Source organism: Mucilaginibacter gynuensis (assembly GCF_039541195.1).
Taxonomy (GTDB): domain Bacteria; phylum Bacteroidota; class Bacteroidia; order Sphingobacteriales; family Sphingobacteriaceae; genus Mucilaginibacter; species Mucilaginibacter gynuensis.
This window is the reverse complement of record NZ_BAABFT010000001.1, coordinates 406,436-423,208: the sequence shown is the minus strand read 5'-3', so window position 1 is coordinate 423,208 and position 16,773 is coordinate 406,436. Positions and strand designations below refer to the sequence as shown.

General features: G+C 43.7%; 16 protein-coding genes. 8 read left to right on the top strand and 8 right to left on the bottom strand.

Features of this window, described 5'->3' with window-relative positions; translation table 11 throughout:
- The first annotated feature begins 88 nt into the window (after window positions 1-88).
- Entirely contained in the window at window positions 89-619 is a 531-nt protein-coding gene (locus ABD894_RS01795) for a DUF4142 domain-containing protein (RefSeq protein ID WP_345209262.1), read from the top strand.
- On the opposite strand, the gene ABD894_RS01790 is transcribed toward ABD894_RS01795, so the two are convergent.
- Window positions 611-1,816, bottom strand: a complete 1,206-nt coding sequence (locus tag ABD894_RS01790) for a DUF763 domain-containing protein (RefSeq protein ID WP_345209261.1) — start codon at window positions 1,814-1,816, stop codon at window positions 611-613. The genes ABD894_RS01795 and ABD894_RS01790 overlap by 9 nt on opposite strands.
- A 77-nt stretch (window positions 1,817-1,893) precedes the next feature.
- On the opposite strand from ABD894_RS01790, the gene ABD894_RS01785 reads away from it, so the two are divergent.
- Both ABD894_RS01785 and ABD894_RS01780 read left to right on the top strand, forming a co-directional pair.
- Entirely contained in the window at window positions 1,894-3,372 is a 1,479-nt protein-coding gene (locus ABD894_RS01785) for an alpha-L-fucosidase (protein WP_345209260.1), read from the top strand.
- A gap of 10 nt (window positions 3,373-3,382) precedes the next feature.
- On the top strand, window positions 3,383-4,276 hold the full coding sequence (locus tag ABD894_RS01780) for an SMP-30/gluconolactonase/LRE family protein (RefSeq protein WP_345209259.1): 894 nt from the start codon (window positions 3,383-3,385) through the stop codon (window positions 4,274-4,276).
- On the opposite strand, the gene ABD894_RS01775 is transcribed toward ABD894_RS01780, so the two are convergent.
- Window positions 4,269-5,306, bottom strand: coding sequence for a LacI family DNA-binding transcriptional regulator (locus ABD894_RS01775; RefSeq protein WP_345209258.1), 1,038 nt, complete (start codon window positions 5,304-5,306; stop codon window positions 4,269-4,271). The genes ABD894_RS01780 and ABD894_RS01775 overlap by 8 nt on opposite strands.
- A 106-nt stretch (window positions 5,307-5,412) precedes the next feature.
- Between ABD894_RS01775 and ABD894_RS01770 the strand changes: the two genes are divergently transcribed.
- Window positions 5,413-6,909: a xylulokinase gene (locus ABD894_RS01770; RefSeq protein ID WP_345209257.1), complete on the top strand. Its 1,497-nt coding sequence runs from the start codon at window positions 5,413-5,415 to the stop codon at window positions 6,907-6,909.
- Window positions 6,910-6,943: 34 nt separating this feature from the next.
- Window positions 6,944-8,272 (top strand): xylose isomerase, encoded by a 1,329-nt coding sequence (gene xylA / locus ABD894_RS01765; RefSeq protein ID WP_345209256.1) that lies wholly within the window; start codon window positions 6,944-6,946, stop codon window positions 8,270-8,272.
- 268 nt (window positions 8,273-8,540) lie between these two features.
- On the opposite strand, the gene ABD894_RS01760 is transcribed toward xylA, so the two are convergent.
- The 4 genes from ABD894_RS01760 to pdxH form a co-directional block, all read right to left on the bottom strand.
- Window positions 8,541-9,407: a hypothetical protein gene (locus tag ABD894_RS01760; RefSeq protein ID WP_345209255.1), complete on the bottom strand. Its 867-nt coding sequence runs from the start codon at window positions 9,405-9,407 to the stop codon at window positions 8,541-8,543.
- A gap of 30 nt (window positions 9,408-9,437) precedes the next feature.
- Window positions 9,438-10,562 carry an NADH-quinone oxidoreductase subunit D gene (locus ABD894_RS01755; RefSeq protein WP_345209590.1) on the bottom strand — a complete coding sequence of 375 codons (1,125 nt, stop codon included), beginning with the start codon at window positions 10,560-10,562 and terminating at the stop codon, window positions 9,438-9,440.
- 224 nt (window positions 10,563-10,786) lie between these two features.
- Complete coding sequence (locus tag ABD894_RS01750) at window positions 10,787-11,284, bottom strand: NADH-quinone oxidoreductase subunit C (protein WP_345209254.1); 498 nt, start codon at window positions 11,282-11,284, stop codon at window positions 10,787-10,789.
- Window positions 11,281-11,928, bottom strand: coding sequence for a pyridoxamine 5'-phosphate oxidase (pdxH, locus tag ABD894_RS01745; protein ID WP_345209253.1), 648 nt, complete (start codon window positions 11,926-11,928; stop codon window positions 11,281-11,283). The genes ABD894_RS01750 and pdxH overlap by 4 nt, the downstream gene beginning before the upstream one ends.
- 164 nt (window positions 11,929-12,092) lie before the next feature.
- Between pdxH and ABD894_RS01740 the strand changes: the two genes are divergently transcribed.
- The gene (locus ABD894_RS01740) at window positions 12,093-12,602 is read left to right on the top strand and encodes a YqgE/AlgH family protein (protein ID WP_345209252.1); all 510 of its coding nucleotides are present in this window, start codon (window positions 12,093-12,095) and stop codon (window positions 12,600-12,602) included.
- Window positions 12,603-12,698: 96 nt separating this feature from the next.
- Here the strand turns inward: ABD894_RS01740 and purE are convergent, their stop codons facing one another.
- Both purE and ABD894_RS01730 read right to left on the bottom strand, forming a co-directional pair.
- Complete coding sequence (purE, locus tag ABD894_RS01735) at window positions 12,699-13,193, bottom strand: 5-(carboxyamino)imidazole ribonucleotide mutase (RefSeq protein WP_345209251.1); 495 nt, start codon at window positions 13,191-13,193, stop codon at window positions 12,699-12,701.
- 135 nt (window positions 13,194-13,328) lie between these two features.
- The gene (locus tag ABD894_RS01730) at window positions 13,329-14,468 is read right to left on the bottom strand and encodes a 5-(carboxyamino)imidazole ribonucleotide synthase (protein WP_345209250.1); all 1,140 of its coding nucleotides are present in this window, start codon (window positions 14,466-14,468) and stop codon (window positions 13,329-13,331) included.
- Between the two features lie 125 nt (window positions 14,469-14,593).
- Here ABD894_RS01730 and ABD894_RS01725 point away from each other — a divergent pair, with 125 nt between their 5' ends.
- Both ABD894_RS01725 and ABD894_RS01720 read left to right on the top strand, forming a co-directional pair.
- Window positions 14,594-16,054 (top strand): NADP-dependent isocitrate dehydrogenase, encoded by a 1,461-nt coding sequence (locus tag ABD894_RS01725; protein WP_345209249.1) that lies wholly within the window; start codon window positions 14,594-14,596, stop codon window positions 16,052-16,054.
- An 88-nt stretch (window positions 16,055-16,142) separates the two neighbouring features.
- Window positions 16,143-16,748 carry a hypothetical protein gene (locus ABD894_RS01720; RefSeq protein WP_345209248.1) on the top strand — a complete coding sequence of 202 codons (606 nt, stop codon included), beginning with the start codon at window positions 16,143-16,145 and terminating at the stop codon, window positions 16,746-16,748.
- The last annotated feature ends 25 nt before the right edge of the window (window positions 16,749-16,773 follow it).

Below are 16,773 nucleotides of genomic sequence, written 5' to 3'. Positions count from 1 at the left end.
GTTGGTTAATAAATATTACAATTTGTAATGGTTTTGTAAACCGTACAATATTATATTTGTTAACCAACTATTAGCTTTAGATTAACAAATGAGAAAGATCAACTGTGTGGCGGTCGCGATAGCGGCACTGATGTTATTACAGGCATGCGATGAAAGAAGAGGGAAGAATTATAACGATCAAACTACATTGGGGAGTCGTGAGTCGGTCTTTATAAAAGATGGCCTCGAAAGCGGGATGACAGAAGTTGAAGCCGCCAATGTTGCCAAAGAACAATCGCAAAATTCAAGGGTAATTAAGTTTGCCCAAATGATGATCGACGATCATACCAAGGCGGGGGACGAGCTCAAAAAAATACAATCAGACCTACAGGCACCTGCTGTTGACAGTATTAATACCGATCACCAGCAAACCATTGCCGATCTAAGTAAACTAAGCGGCGCTGAATTTGACCATGCCTATCTTGAAATGATGGCTAATGAGCACGAAAAAATCATCCACACTTTTCAGGAGGGGAGCCAGCTTAAAAATACAGCTCTAAGCAAATTCGCTAAAAGCAATCTGCCCGTAATCAAAATGCACCTTGATTCGGCTAAAGCGATAGTGGCATCCTTAAAATAACTTTAATTGTTGCTGTACAGGTGGCTGTGCCTTACCAAATACCGTGCGGCCTCCATATTTACACGAATCGGCTCTTTCCTTTTCAATCACTTTTTCAAAATTGGTTTCAACAGGCGTAAAATCGCGTTCGGCACGTTCAGCAATTTGCGATAGCTTTTTTATAGCCTCGTTCTTGTCGTTATTGCCCAATTTGGAACGATAAACGGCTTTTTGAAGTACGCCGATAGTTTCGTCATACACCTTGGTTGGCACCGGGAAGGGATGGCCATCTTTACCGCCATGCGCAAAGGAAAACCTCGCCGGATCCTTAAACCGGGATGGCGTGCCGTGTATCACCTCACTTACCAGGGCAAGCGATTGCAGCGTACGCGGACCGAGGCCCTGCAACAATAGCAAGTCTTCAAAATCTTTCGGTTGCTTTTCGTGCGCCAGCCATAGTACGGCACCCAGTCGTTTCATATCCACATCCCTTGCACGTACATCATGGTGATCAGGCATAACCAAATGACTGATCTCGCGGAGCATTTGTTCCGGCTTTTCGGCAGCTATCGCCATTACGCCATTGCGCGAACCTTCGGCCTGTTTATCGGCCATATTAAGGATGTAGCCGCTGTTTTGCCCGTATATAGAAGTATGCGGATCGTTCACAAATGAATTAAGCGCTTCCGAATGCCAGTGATAGCGCCTTGCGGTTTTACTATTGGCACTCATACCTTGCTGTATCACTGTCCATTGCCCGGTATTACTTAAAATAAAATTATGGGTATAAAGCTGAAAGCCATCCTGCACGGCGGTATTATCAACCTTTGCGCTAAGTTTGCTGCACCTAACCAAATGTTCACCATTAAGACCGGTGGTTTCGCACACCTTAAGCAGCTCGGCAGGGGTTTGGGTGGATTGCTTGCCCTTGCCGCCGCAAATGTAAATGCCCAGCTCTTTACTATGCGGATTAACCGCACGTTTTAACGCGCCCATTACCGATGTGGTAATGCCCGACGAATGCCAGTCCATGCCCATTACCGCGCCCAAACTCTGAAACCAAAAAGGGTCGCTTAAACGGCGCAGTACATCTTCGGTACCATAATCGGCAATAATATTTTCAACTATGGCAAGGCCAAGCTTAGCCATACGCTCGGCAAGCCAGGTGGGTACATAGCCATAATGTAAGGGGAGGTCGGCATTGCCGGAACGCTTCATGCTAACAAATTTAGTAATAATTAAATGGGCGGCAAATATTAAATGCTTCATTATATTAGCGAACTATTAACCACAGCATGAAAAATATCTTATTAGCGGCACTGCTTACTGTAGGTACCCTAACGGCTAATTGCCAGGCTCCGCCAAAACCATACGGACCATTGCCAACACCGGCACAGTTAAACTGGCAGGAAACCGAAATGTATTGTATTATCCATTTTGGCGCTGCTACCTATACCAATAAGGAATGGGCTTTTGGCGATGAAGACCCTAAGATCATTGATCCAACAAATTTTGATGCTAAACAAATTGTGGGCGCGGCAAAGGCGGGTGGTTTTAAAGGCATTATCGTGGTGGCAAAGCATCATGATGGTTTTTGTCTTTGGCCTACCAAAACAACTTCGCATAACATCACCCAAAGCCCATGGAAGAATGGCAAAGGCGATATGGTGGCCGAATACAGAAAAGTTTGTGATGAATTAGGTATTAAAATGGGCGTGTACTGCTCACCATGGGACAGGAACAACGCGCTTTACGGCAAACCGGAATATGTTACCAATGTATACCGTAAACAATTAGAAGAATTATATACCCGCTACGGTTCGTTATTTATCACCTGGCACGATGGCGCTAATGGCGGCGATGGCTATTATGGCGGCGCACGCGAAGCCCGCAAAATTGACCGTTCTACTTATTATGGCTGGCCTGTTACCTGGGGGATAGCCCGTAAATTGCAACCCGGCGCAGTAATATTTGGAGATGTTGGTCCTGATGTACGCTGGGTAGGTAACGAAAGCGGTTTTGCCGCCGAAACCAGCTGGGAAACCTACACGCCGCATGCGCCCGAAGAAGGTAAAACGCCCGGCAATGGCTTTGTAAAAGATTATGAAGGTACAGCAGGCCACCGCGATGGTAAATACTGGATGCCTGCCGAATGCGATGTTCCGTTGCGCCCGGGATGGTTCTACCACCAGGATCAGGATGATAAAGTGAAATCGCCGGATACCTTGCTATCGTTATATTACAAAAGTGTTGGCCGCGGTGCTGGGCTCGATCTTGGTTTATCTCCGGATAAAAGAGGCTTATTGCACGATAACGATGTGCGCTCATTAACACAGTTCGGCAACATATTAAAAAATACCTTCGCAGTTAATTTGGCTAAAGGAGCTACGCTAAAAGCCAGTAATGTAAGGGGAGGGAACAAGGCTAAATTCGGGCCGCAATTTTTGTTTGATAACAGCCGCTACAGCTACTGGGCTACCGATGATAAAGTAAACACTGCCGAACTGGTAATGGACTTGCACCAAAATAAAACATTTAACGTTATCCGTTTACGCGAAAACATTAAATTGGGGCAGCGTATTGAGGAGGTGGCTATTGATGCTTACACCAACGGCGAATGGAAACAAGTAGCCACAGCGACAAGCATTGGCGGTAACCGGTTGATTCGTTTACCTGAAGCCGTTACCACTGCTAAAGTGAGATTACGCATTACCAAATCGCCGGTGTGTATCGCCTTAAGCGATTTTGGATTATATAAAGAAGCTACCAACTAAAACCTGAAAAATGAGAAGAACATACACCTTTGCTATTGCCTGTCTGCTGGCCTTTACCGGCAAGGTATCGGCACAAGAAAAACCATTGTATGATACCCTGCTGAAAGCAAAACTGGTATCTAAAGATTTCGCCTTTACCGAAGGCCCCACATCCAATAAACAAGGCGATGTGTTTTTTACCGATCAGCCGAATAACAAGATCTGGAAATACAGTACTGATGGCAAGCTAAGCCTGTTTATGGAAAACTCGGGCAGGGCAAATGGTATGTTCTTCAATAAAAAAGGCGACTTACTGGTTTGTGCCGATGAACATAACCAGTTATGGTCGGTAGGCCCGGATGGCAAGGTGAAAGTATTGGTTAAAGATTTGGATGGCAAACTGTTGAACGGCCCTAATGATGTATGGCAATCACCTTCAGGCGGTATTTACTTTACCGATCCATACTACCAGCGTGATTATTGGACTCGTAAGCAACCCGATGTTGAAGGACAAAAGGTTTACTACGTACCCAAAGGCTCGGATAAGCCAATAGTGGCCGACGATAAAATAAAGCAGCCAAATGGTATTATCGGTTCGCCGGATGGCAAATACCTTTATGTTGGTGACATTGGCGACAGCAAGATCTATCGTTACACTATCACTAAGGATGGCAGCCTTACAGATCGTAAATTCATCGCCAATCATCAGTCGGACGGGATGACGCTTGACGTTAAGGGCAATATATATGTATCGGGCAAAGGCGTAACTATTTACAATCCCGAAGGCAAAAAACTGGCGCACATAGATATCCCTGAACCATGGACAGGCAATGTATGTTTCAGTGGTAAAAACCATGATATATTGTTTATCACCGCCTCAAAAGCCATCTACACCCTGCAAATGCAAGTACGCGGGCTTAAATAACCTGGCTTTTTGAGGTAGATGCCCTGATGATCAGCTTCGGCTTAATGCTGATAGTACGAGGCACTATAGTGGTATCCTTAGTTTGTGTTTCCTGGAAGTACAGCGTAGCGATGGTTTTGCCCATGTGGTGCGTAAACTGATCTATAGTGGTTATTGATGGGCTGGTGAGTTCGGTAAACGGTTCATTGGCATATCCCAAGATCCCTAATTCGCCCGGTACTTTGAAATTCATCGAAGTAGCTACCTCCAATACACCCAGTGCCGAAAAATCTGAAGTAGAGGCGAAGATGGCGTCAGGTGGTTCGGGCAGGCTTAGCAGTTTGCGGGTTGCTTCAGCGCCAAGCTCCTTCGTCCAGGCATTTTCAATAATCAGCTCTTCAACTATTGGCAAGTTATGTTGAGCCAAAGCTTTCAGGTAACCTGTTTTACGTTGTTTAAATATATCGAGGTTCTGCGGACCTTCCAGCAACGCAATGCGTTTGTATCCCTCTGTAATCAGGTGGGTAATTGCCTCAAGCGTGGCCAGTTCGTTATCGTTAATTATTTTCAGGGTATCGATATCTTCTACCACACGGTCGAACTGGATGAGCTGGATGCCGTGGTCAATCACGTTTTTAAGGTGCGTATAATCGTTGCCTTCGGCAGCTACCGATATAATAATGCAGTCGACATGCTGGTTGATCAGCGCGTTAACACATTTGATCTCCTTTTCATGCGATTCGTTAGATTGGCAGATGATGAGGTTGAAGTTTTTGGCGTAGGTCATTTCTTCAATACCCGCAATCACATTCGAAAAGAAGTTTTGGTTTATACGCGGCACAACCACACCGATGGTCTTTGATTCGCCTTTGCGCAGGTTTGAGGCCAGCACATTGCGTTTATAGTTCATTTCGGCGGCGGTTTTTAATATCAGCTTCTTGGTGTCTTCGTTTACATTGCTGCTATTATTCAAAGCCCTTGATACAGAAGATGCTGTAAGGTTCAGTTTTTCAGCAATATCATATATCGTTGTCCGTTTTTTCGGTTTCATAAATTATCTATGTATAAAAAAAATTTTATGCAATCGATTGCATTGTTCAGATTTTACTCTAAATTCGTTGCAAAGTAATAATTAAAAAATAATTCAAATAAAGGCCATGCTGTTATTGGGTATAGATATAGGTACTTCATCTGTAAAAGTTTGCGTAGTTGATGCCGATTCACAAAAAATGATCGTATCTGCCCAATATCCTGAAGAAGAATCGCCTATTATTTCGCTTCAGCCGGGCTGGGCCGAGCAGGATCCGGAAATGTGGTGGGAGCAGGCACAACAGGCTCTTTCAATATGCCAGGCATCGGGCAAATACAATCCGTTCGATATTGCTGCCATTGGTATAGCTTACCAAATGCACGGCCTGGTAATGGTAGATAAGAACCAGGAATTATTACGTAACAGCATTATATGGTGCGATAGCCGTGCGGTTGAAATAGGCAATAAAGCATTTGATGCCATTGGCCACGAAAAAAGCTTATTGCATTTGCTTAATTCGCCCGGCAATTTTACAGCGGCAAAGCTGGCCTGGGTAAAAGAGAATGAGCCTGAAATATACGCGCAGGTAGACAAGATCATGCTGCCGGGCGATTATATAGCTATGAAACTTACAGGGGAGATCACCACCTCCGAATCGGCATTGTCAGAAGGCATCTTTTTTGATTTTAAAACCAATGGTATATCTGAAGATGTGCTTAATTATTTCGGCTTCGACAGCAATATTATCCCGCCTGTAAAACCTGTTTTTTCGGCACATGGATACCTGCTGGCATCATTAGCCGAAAAGTTGGGCCTAAAACAGGGCATACCTGTGGCATACAAGGCAGGCGATCAGCCAAATAACGCGCTTTCGTTAAACGTGTTAAATCCGGGAGAGGTGGCCGCGACAGCCGGAACATCGGGCGTGATCTATGGCGTGAGCGATCAGTTAGCTTATGACCCTGAATCGCGCGTGAACACCTTTGCCCACGTAAACTATGCGCATGATCTGCAACGTTTAGGCGTTTTGCTTTGCATTAATGGTACAGGTAGTTTATACCGCTGGGTTAAAACCTTATTTGGCAGCAGTGTGAGTTACCTGCAAATGAACACAGAGGCCTCACAAGCCCCTTTGGGCAGCGACGGCTTACGTATACTCCCTTTTGGTAATGGCGCGGAGAGAATGCTTAATAATAAGCTTATCGGCACGCATCTGCATCATATCGACCTTAACCTGCATACACGCGGGCATATATTCAGGGCTGTACAGGAGGGTATAGCCTGCGCTTTCCGTTACGGGCTTGATATTATGCGCGAGAACGGGATGAACCCAACCGTGATACGTGCAGGTAAAAGCAATTTGTTTTTAAGTAACCTCTTTGCCGAATCTTTTGTGAATGTTACCGGCGTACCTGTAGAACTTTATAAAAATGATGGCAGTGTAGGCGCGGCATTGGGCGCGGGCATAGGTGCAGGTATTTTCACATCACCTGCAGAGGCCTTCAGCAATATGCATCCTATTGAGGTGATCGAACCCAATACCAAACAATTAGAACCTGTTTACCACGAGTGGAAAGCTTTACTTAACAGGCAATTACAGGTTGAACAACAGATACTTATTTAAATCAATTAATATTCATAAACCAACAATTAATTACATGAGCGTTTTAACTGGAGATAAGGAATTTTTTAGCGGGATCGGGCAGATCAAGTATGAGGGCTTACAATCTGATAATCCTTTAGCTTACAGGTGGTATGATGCCGATAGGGTAATTGCCGGCAAAACCATGAAAGAGCATTTGCGTTTCGCGGTAGCTTACTGGCATTCATTCTGCGGTAACGGGGCCGATCCGTTCGGTGGCCCAACCCATATTTTTCCATGGGACGCGAAAGCCGATGCTGTAGAGCGTGCCAAAGATAAAATGGATGCCGCTTTTGAATTTATCACCAAGTTAAATTTACCATACTACTGCTTTCATGATGTTGATGTGGTTGATTACACCAACGATATTAATGAGAACGATCGCCGCCTGAACGCGCTGGTTGAATATGCCAAGCAAAAGCAAGCTGCCAGCGGTGTAAAATTACTTTGGGGAACTGCAAACTTGTTCAGCCACCGCAGATATATGAACGGTGCCGCTACCAATCCTGATTTTCATGTACTGGCGCATGGCGCGGCACAGGTTAAATCTGCTTTAGATGCTACCATCGCACTGGGTGGTGAAAATTATGTGTTCTGGGGTGGAAGGGAAGGTTACATGTCGTTATTAAATACCGACATGAAACGCGAACAAGAGCACCTGGCTAAGTTTTTACATACCGCTAAAGATTATGCCCGCAAACAAGGCTTTAAAGGTACTTTCTTTATTGAGCCTAAGCCTTGCGAGCCTACTAAACATCAGTATGATTATGACGCGGCTACGGTATTAGGTTTCTTACAGAAATACGACCTGATCAGCGATTTTAAACTGAACCTTGAAGTGAACCATGCTACACTGGCTGGTCATACCTTCCAGCACGAATTGCAGGTAGCAGCCGATGCCGGTTTATTAGGTTCGATTGATGCCAACCGTGGCGATACCCAAAACGGCTGGGATACCGATCAGTTCCCGAACGATATTAATGAAGTTACCGAATCAATGCTGATCATTTTGAAAGCCGGTGGCTTACAGGGCGGTGGTATTAACTTTGATGCCAAGATACGCCGTAACTCAACCGATCCTGCCGATCTGTTCTACGCGCATGTTGGTGGCGTGGATACCTTTGCAAGGGCTTTGGTTATCGCTGATAACATCCTTCAAAAATCAGACTATAACAAAATTCGCAGCGAACGTTACGCGTCTTACGATGCCGGTGCGGGTAAAGATTTTGAAGATGGTAAACTATCTTTAGAAGACTTACGCCAGTACGCTGTAAGCAACGGCGAACCTCAAACGCTAAGCGGTAAACAAGAATATTTAGAGAACCTGATCAACAGGTACATATAATTTCGGTTTAAACCTAAACATTCATATCCGGCCTTACAAAGTATTGAAACTTTGTAAGGCTTTTTTTATTGCCTGTAAATAAAAGAAATCCCACTGAAAATATAACCCGGTGAATCTGATCAATCCTCTCAATCATCATTTCAAGTTCCGTCGAATTAATCCTACGAATCCCCGATCAATCCTCTTAATCATGGCTTAATCCCACTAATCAAGGTCAAATTAATCTCAAGAATCCCCGATCAATCCTCCAAATCATGGTTTAATCCCACTAATCAAGGTCGAGGTTAGTGTACTGCAAATCATGTATGCAACCCGCAAAGTGCAGAAAGTAAGCATTATCGAACGCATTTTGCACGGCAAGTTGTTCCTGCATTTTAAAGTTGGCGCGTTTGGTTAGCTTGTTCAGCAACTTATGGTATAGCGTTTTCTTTTTAAAGATGGGGGGCTTGGTTTCGAGCAGATGGGCGTAAAACAGGTTTTTAAAATTGTTGTACAAAAAGTTGAAACGCCCGTTTATAAAATAATGAAGGTCATTCTTTACAATTTCGTACGAAAGGGGCCTCATCTCATAATTCCAGTCGCTGGCGCCTTTATCCTCGTAATTGTAGTAAACGTGTTTAAGCAGCTCGTTATGGTGCAGCGGACTTAAAACCATTACACCGGTTTGCACCACCTCATTTACATCGGTTTCAATACCAAATGTTCTGTAATATTGGTTTGGGGTTTTGTTTACAATGGCATTTGATCCATTTTTTACCCATTGTTTAATATACCTTTCGTACAAAAATGAATAGTTCTCTTCGGTGTAAAAGGCGTATTCATTGGTGGCGCCAATTTTATCTATAGGGATACCGTTTGTTATTTCGGGAGCAAGCTCGGTATTTATGATAATATCGCTGTCAACCCAAATGGCTCGTTCGTATTGTTTTACCTGCGGCTGATCCAATACCAAACATTTTTGCCAAGCTATTGATCTTGATTTGGCCCGGTCGCTTTCATCAAGCGGTGTGTCAAAAACAACCAGATCGTAATTGTATTTTTTAGCATAATCAACCCAGCTCTTTTTACAATACCTGTTCCATTTTTCCTGGTAGGTATCGCCGCAAACAATAGTTACTAAAGCGGTTTTATTCATGTTGGCTTAATTGATATTAAAATTTTGATGTTACCTGTCTACCTCGCCCAATACAAAATCAATAGAACCTATAATGGCAATCAGATCGGCTATCATTACACCTTTTGATATTTCGGGCAGTACAGAAAGGTTGTTAAAGCTTGGCCCGCGCGATTTGGCCCGGAACGGCACTTCGGTACGGCCATCAGCCATAAAGTAGAAGCCGAGTTCACCTTTAGCACCTTCACCGCGGATATAAAAATCCTGCGCTTTAGGCGTTATTTTACGCGGCATTTTGGCACGCGGATCAAACTCTGGTGTACGTTTTAATTCTTTTTGCAGGCGATCAAGGCATTGTTCGATAATCTTTACCGACTGCTCTATCTCGTCCACCCGTACCTTGTAACGATCCCAGCAATCGCCAACGGTACCCATTTCGCCTTTTCCGGCAGGTATATCAAAATCTATTTCGGGGTAAACCGAATAATTATCCACCCGGCGCAAATCGTATTTTAAACCCGACCCACGCAGCATTGGCCCAGAGCAACCGTAGTTAATGGCTACATCAAGCGGTAACACACCTACATTGGCGGTACGGGCAATAAAGATCTGGTTATCGGTTAGTAGCTGGTTCAGCTCAACCATTTTTGGCTTAAAGTATTCGATGAACTCGCGGCAGCGTTCTTCAAAACCAACCGGCAGGTCATAAAACAAGCCGCCCACCCAAATATAATTATATAACATGCGCGAGCCCGACACCCATTCCAGCATGCCCATAATGTGCTCCCTGTCGCGAAAACACCATAGGAAAGGGGTGAAGGCACCAATATCAATACCATAAGTACCAATGGCTATCAGGTGCGACGCGATGCGGTTCAGCTCGCATACCAACACCCTTATATACTCAATACGTTTAGGAATATCCTTATCAATCCCCATCATCCGCTCAACGCCCATTACCCAAATGTGGCTGTTGTTCATAGATGCCAGGTAATCCATCCTGTCGGTAAACGGAATGGTTTGCTGATAGGTTAACGATTCGGCATGTTTTTCAAAACAACGGTGCAGGTAACCTAAATGCGGTATCACTTCCTTAATGATCTCGCCATCGGTGATCAACTCTAATCGCAATACGCCGTGTGTAGACGGGTGTTGCGGCCCCATATTCAGCACCATATCTTCAGTAGCCGCGTTGGCTATCTTTTGATGGTATCGTTCTAATGCTTCCTCGTATTTGGTATTTGTGATATTCAATTTCGAGTATTGTTATTGGGTAGTCTTTATGTAATATATTTCGTCATTGCGAGGAACGAAGCAATCTTTAAACTATGCTTATTCGCTCTGTATATGTAGAGATTGCTTCGTTCCCGCAATGACGAGCGGGCCGAAACACTCACTCATCAATCTATTTTTATTCCCTTATAATATTCCGCTGCTTTATAATCCTTTCGTAACGGAAAACCTTCCCAGTCATCGGGCAATAAAATCCGTCTTAAATCGGGGTGATCTTCAAAAAAGATTCCTAACATATCATAAGCCTCGCGTTCATGCCAGTCGGCTGTGCGGTATACCGGTGATACACTTTTAAAGGTAGGCAGTTCTTCGCTGTTACGGTCATTCTCAACGCTTATCTTTAGTGTTAATTGAAGCTTATAAGGTATTGATGATAAGTGATATACTACGCCAAACCTACCTGCTTCCACACCGTAATCAACCCCGCTCAGGCATGACAGGAAATCGAAATAAGTTTTCGGGTTGTTGCGCAATTCGGCGCATACCTCAACTATATGATCGGGTGCTATCAGCAGGGCGGGCTGCAAACCGGTACGCTCTTCACCAATAATTACATCGGTGCCAAACTTTTCGGTAAGCAGTAGTTTAATATCATCAAAACTCATGGTGCCAAACGAACTTTCTTCCAGGTTTTATTGTCAATTTTTTTGTAAACCAAACGGTCGTGCAGGCGGCTTGGTCTGCCTTGCCAAAACTCAATCAAGCGTGGTTTTAACACGTAACCTCCCCAATACGATGGTTTAGGTACATCTTTACCTTCGTATTCGATTTCCAGTTGCTGCCATTTGGCTTCAAGCTCCTGGCGCCCATCAATTTCCTGGCTTTGTGGCGATGCCAAAGCACCTATCTGGCTACCTTTAGGGCGTGAATGAAAATATTTTTCTGATTCTTCTTTGCTTAGTTTCTCAATGGTGCCCTCAATGCGCACCTGGCGTTCCAGTTCGCCCCAAAAGAAAACCAGTGAACCCAGCGGGTTTTTGGTGATCTCTTTGCCTTTACGGCTCAGGTAGTTGGTGAAAAAGTTAAAACCATTTTGGTCGAACCCTTTTAACAATACAATACGTGCCGACGGCCGGCCATCGTGTGTAGCGGTAGCCAGGGTCATGGCATTAGGTTCATGTATCTGTGCTTCAACGGCTTCGTTAAGCCATTTATCGAACTGCTTTATAGGGTTAGGCGATGTTTGGTCTTCGATCAACGTAGCCGAACTATATTCCTGCCTTAAATTTTGTAATGTATCTTTATCCATTTATGCAAACTTACAAATTAATTATACCGTACATATTGTTAAATCGTAATTTAGTGTGTGAACATATTATTACGATGTTTGTTAAGTAATGTATAAGTAAATGTAACCTTATGCTTAATTCAATATCAGCGGCTGCGGGCCGATTACTTATTTCGGAGCCCTTTATGATGGACCCGAATTTTAAAAGGTCGGTAATATTACTTACCGAATATTCAGAAGAAGGGGCGATGGGTTTTGTGTTAAACCACCAGAGCGAACTTTTGCTGGGCGATGTTTTGCCTGATACTTCGTATTCCGAAATCCCGGTTTACGATGGTGGTCCTGTTGCTAAAAATACGCTGCATTTTATACACCGCTGTCCGGAGAAAATTCCGGGAGGGATAGAAATATGGGATAATATTTTTTGGGGTGGAGATTTTGAAGTGGTGAAAGATCTTATATCAAATTACCAGCTCAGGGAGAACGAGATAAAATTCTTTGCGGGCTATTCAGGCTGGACACCCGGCCAACTGGACGATGAACTAACGGAAGATACCTGGATTGTAGCCAATCGTTTCAACAGCGATCTTGTTTTCGCCAATAACGACCACAACATTTGGCGCGAAGTAGTGATCAGCTTGGGCAACCGCTACGCCCACATAGCCAATTTCCCGGAAAACCCTTCTTTGAATTGAGTTGTTATGAGTTGTAAGTTGCGAATTGTGTGGTGTGAAAAGAGTGTTATACAATTTGCAAATACTCACAACTCGCAACATACAACCTACAACTAACTACAAACCTTCCATTTCCCTTGCAGATTCTTCTACCTTTTGGGCTAAGCTTTCTTTAAAGGCTATCAGGTTTTTAGTTATGTTTTCATCTGCTGTCGCGATGATCTGTGCGGCTAATATGCCAGCGTTTTTTGCCGCGTTTAAAGCCACGGTAGCAACAGGGATACCGTTAGGCATTTGCAATATAGATAAGATAGAATCCCAGCCATCAATGGAGTTGTTTGATTTTACAGGAACGCCAATAACAGGTAAATGGGTTAAAGAGGCTACCATACCCGGTAAATGCGCCGCGCCGCCTGCACCGGCAATAATTACTTTTATACCACGACCGGCAGCTTCCCTCGCATAAGTAAACATGCGATCGGGCGTACGGTGCGCCGATACAACAGTAATTTCGTAATCAACACCTAATTCTTTAAGTACATCGGCAGCATCCTGCATTACATGCAGATCTGATTTGCTACCCATTATTATTCCTATTTGTGGTTGGCTCATTTTATCCTATTTATGTTATTCTTTGTCATTGCGAGGTACGAAGCAATCGCGGACTATGCAATCAACGACTTGAATCTTGAACTTCTAATTCGCGATTGCTTCGTACCTCGCAATGACAGGGGGCATTGTAGTAGTTTAACTGATCACCTTTAAAGTATTCTGCACATATCTTGCTTTTTCAATAGCTTTTTCCCTGTCAACGTCAACAATGGTTACGTGGCCCATTTTACGGAACGGTTTGGTTAAGGCCTTGCCATAAAGATGTATGTATACACCCGGGCATTTTAGCACCTTTTCTATCCCCTGGTAAATTGCAGGGCCTTCGTGGCCTGGTTCGCCCAGTACGTTTATCATAATGGCATTGTGCAGGCAGGCGGTATCACCTAATGGCTGATTGAATATCGCCCTTAAATGCTGCTCAAATTGCGATACGGTATTACCCTCAATGCTTTGGTGGCCGCTGTTGTGCGGGCGTGGAGCCAGCTCGTTCACCAGTATTTTGCCGCTCTTATCCAAAAACATCTCCACAGCCAGTAAGCCTACTATTTTAAGGTCTTCCGCTATTTTTTTAGCTATCTGTTCGGCTTCCTGCTGTATCTCGAAACTTAGGGTAGAAGGCGCTATCAGGAATTCTACCAGATTAGCCTGCGGATTAAACTCCATTTCAACCAGCGGGAAGGTTTTAACCTCGCCGCTTTCGTTACGGGCTACAATTACCGCTATTTCCTTTTCAAAGTCAATTAAACGCTCCACCAGGCTTGGTTCGGTAAAAGCACCTGCCAGGTCGGCTTCGTTGTTTACACGATAAACGCCCTTACCATCGTAACCATCCCTGCGCAGCTTTTGTATATACGGGAAGGGGATATGGCTTTGCCTTAATTGCTCGGGAGATGAAATCACCTGGAACTCGGCCGTTGGGATATTATTTTCTTTAAAGAATTGCTTTTGCAAACCTTTATCCTGTATCAGTCTGATCACTCTGGATTGCGGGTAAACCATAACGCCTTCGCGTTCCAGTTGCTCCAGCGCGTCAACATTTACCTTTTCAATTTCAATGGTAAGCAGGTCTACTTTCTTCCCAAAATTGTAAACTGTTTCGTAATCGCTTAACGATCCTACTACAAATTCTTCGCACAATTTGCGGCATGGCGCGCTGCGGTCGGGGTCTAAAACCTTCACCGTAACGTTGTAGTTTATAGCTTGTTGTATTAGCATACGGCCTAACTGGCCGCCGCCTAAAATACCTAATTTCAAATCTCCGTAAAATGCCTTCATTATCAGGTTACAAGTTTACTCTAAATCTGACAAAAACCATACATCAATTTTACTGTTCAACTTCAATAGGGCTATTTAAAAGCCCTAATTTTGCAGCGTTTTACTAATTATTAGATATTTTTTTGATGAAGACCAAAATAGCAGTAGCCAATGGCGATGGAATAGGGCCGGAGATAATGGCATCAGTACTTAATATTTTTGAAGCTGATCATGTACCGCTCGAATACGAGTTTGTAGAGATGGGCAAATCTTACTTTGATGCCGGGCATTCTACCGGGATGACCGAAAAAGCGAAAGAAACCATCGAAAATTTAGGCTTGCTTTTCAAAGGCCCCATGGAAACCCCGAAAGGCAAGGGCGTAAAAAGTATCAATGTTACTGCACGCAAAGTTTGGAATACTTACGCTAATCAGCGCGATTTTAGAACGCTGAACGGCGTGGAAACTGTTTTTTCAAAAGCAGGCACACAAATAAACCTCACCATTGTACGCGAAAATATTGAGGATACCTACGGCGGTATTGAGCACATGCTGACTAATGACGTAGCTGTTGGTCGCCGTATTATTACCCGCCCGGGTTCGGCGCAGGTAATACGTTACGCGTTTGAAATGGCCCGCCGAAAAGGCTACAAAAAAGTAGCATGCGGCCATAAGGCCAATATCATGAAACTTACCGACGGTATTTTCCTGGAAACGTTTTATGAAGTAGCTAAAGATTATCCTGAAATAGAGGCTTATGATATCATAGTGGATGATCTTTGTATGAAGCTGGTATCACACCCCGAAATGTTCGAGGTAGTGGTATTAACTAATTTACAGGGCGATATCGTGTCAGATCTTTGTGCCGGTTTAGTTGGCGGCCTGGGCTTTGCACCGTCAGCTAACATTGGCGATAACATTTCCATCTTTGAGGCTGTACATGGTACCGCGCCGGATATTGCAGGTAAAGGCATTGCCAATCCTACTGCCTTATTGCTTTCAGGTATTTCTATGCTGCGGTATTTAGGCTTAACAGCTCATGCGGCTAATATTGAAAACGCGCTGCTGTATACACTTGAACAAGGCATTCACACAGGTGATTTCGGCGACCGCTCAACTACGTCAGTGAATACCGAAGGTTTTGCTAACGCGATAATTGCCAATTTGGGTAAACAGCCGGCAAAGGGCAGCGTACAAGCGCAGGTTGATATTGAGCCTAAAGCGAATACGATAACCAGGCCTGAAAAAAACAAGTTGACCGTTATTGCTCCCGTAACAAAACAGGAGATACAGGGTGTAGATATTTTCGTAGAATCAACCTTGCAACCCAACGAAATTGCCGAAGTGGCCAAGACTAAACTGAACGATAAGTTTAAGCTGATCATGATCTCAAACCGGGGCACACAGGTTTGGCCAACAGGCTCAATTTATACAGAACTGGTAAACGAATTCAGGATACGTTATGAAAAAACTGATGGCGTTGAACTTAGCCAAAGAGATGTGCTTGGTATAGCCGCCGAACTATCAGATGCTATAAAAGTGTGTTCTGTAGAGTTATTGATGGTTTTTGATGGAAAACCGGGCTATTCGCTGGCCCAAGGGCAATAATTATTTGCGCTTTGATATAATAAAATGAAAAATAAAAAGTTGCCTTTATTAAAGATACGGGCAACTTTTTCTTGTAACTTTATAAAAAATGGACGTAGTTGAATTACCGTTTTTACTGGAAAACAAGATCAACAAAAAGATCATCTTTTCTGTTGAGGGGCTTTCTATTGAAAAACTTTCCGGTTTCAACAATCCTGTAAATATTCCGGCAGAGAATATCGCTGCCATACGCTACGGCACTTACTTAACCCGCGGCTATATTTTTGCCATTGGCAGACAATATTACATCGAACTAAAGGAGTATAACGATAAGGTACACCGCATTAAACTCAACTCCGTTTACGGTATCAAAAATAAAACCTACTACCGTTTATGGATAGATATTTTTGATAAGCTATGGACGTATTATTTCGCCAATATCCTTAACTACTATATAGAACTGGTTAACATTCAGCAGGCTTTTGAAATAGCGGGGGTGATGTTTACTGCCGATGGTATTATATTGGATAAGAAACACAATATAGCCTGGGTGGATATCGCCATCAGTAATTACCGTGCCTATTTTATGATATATGATCGTAAAAACTACCGCGTTAACAAAAGCTGTAGTTTCGCTAACGACTGGAACGCCATTGTTTTACAATCGCTGGTGAAGAGTATAGTGGAATTTTACAAATCGGTATCTAACGCTTAATATAGAACATCGACTCTAAATCGAA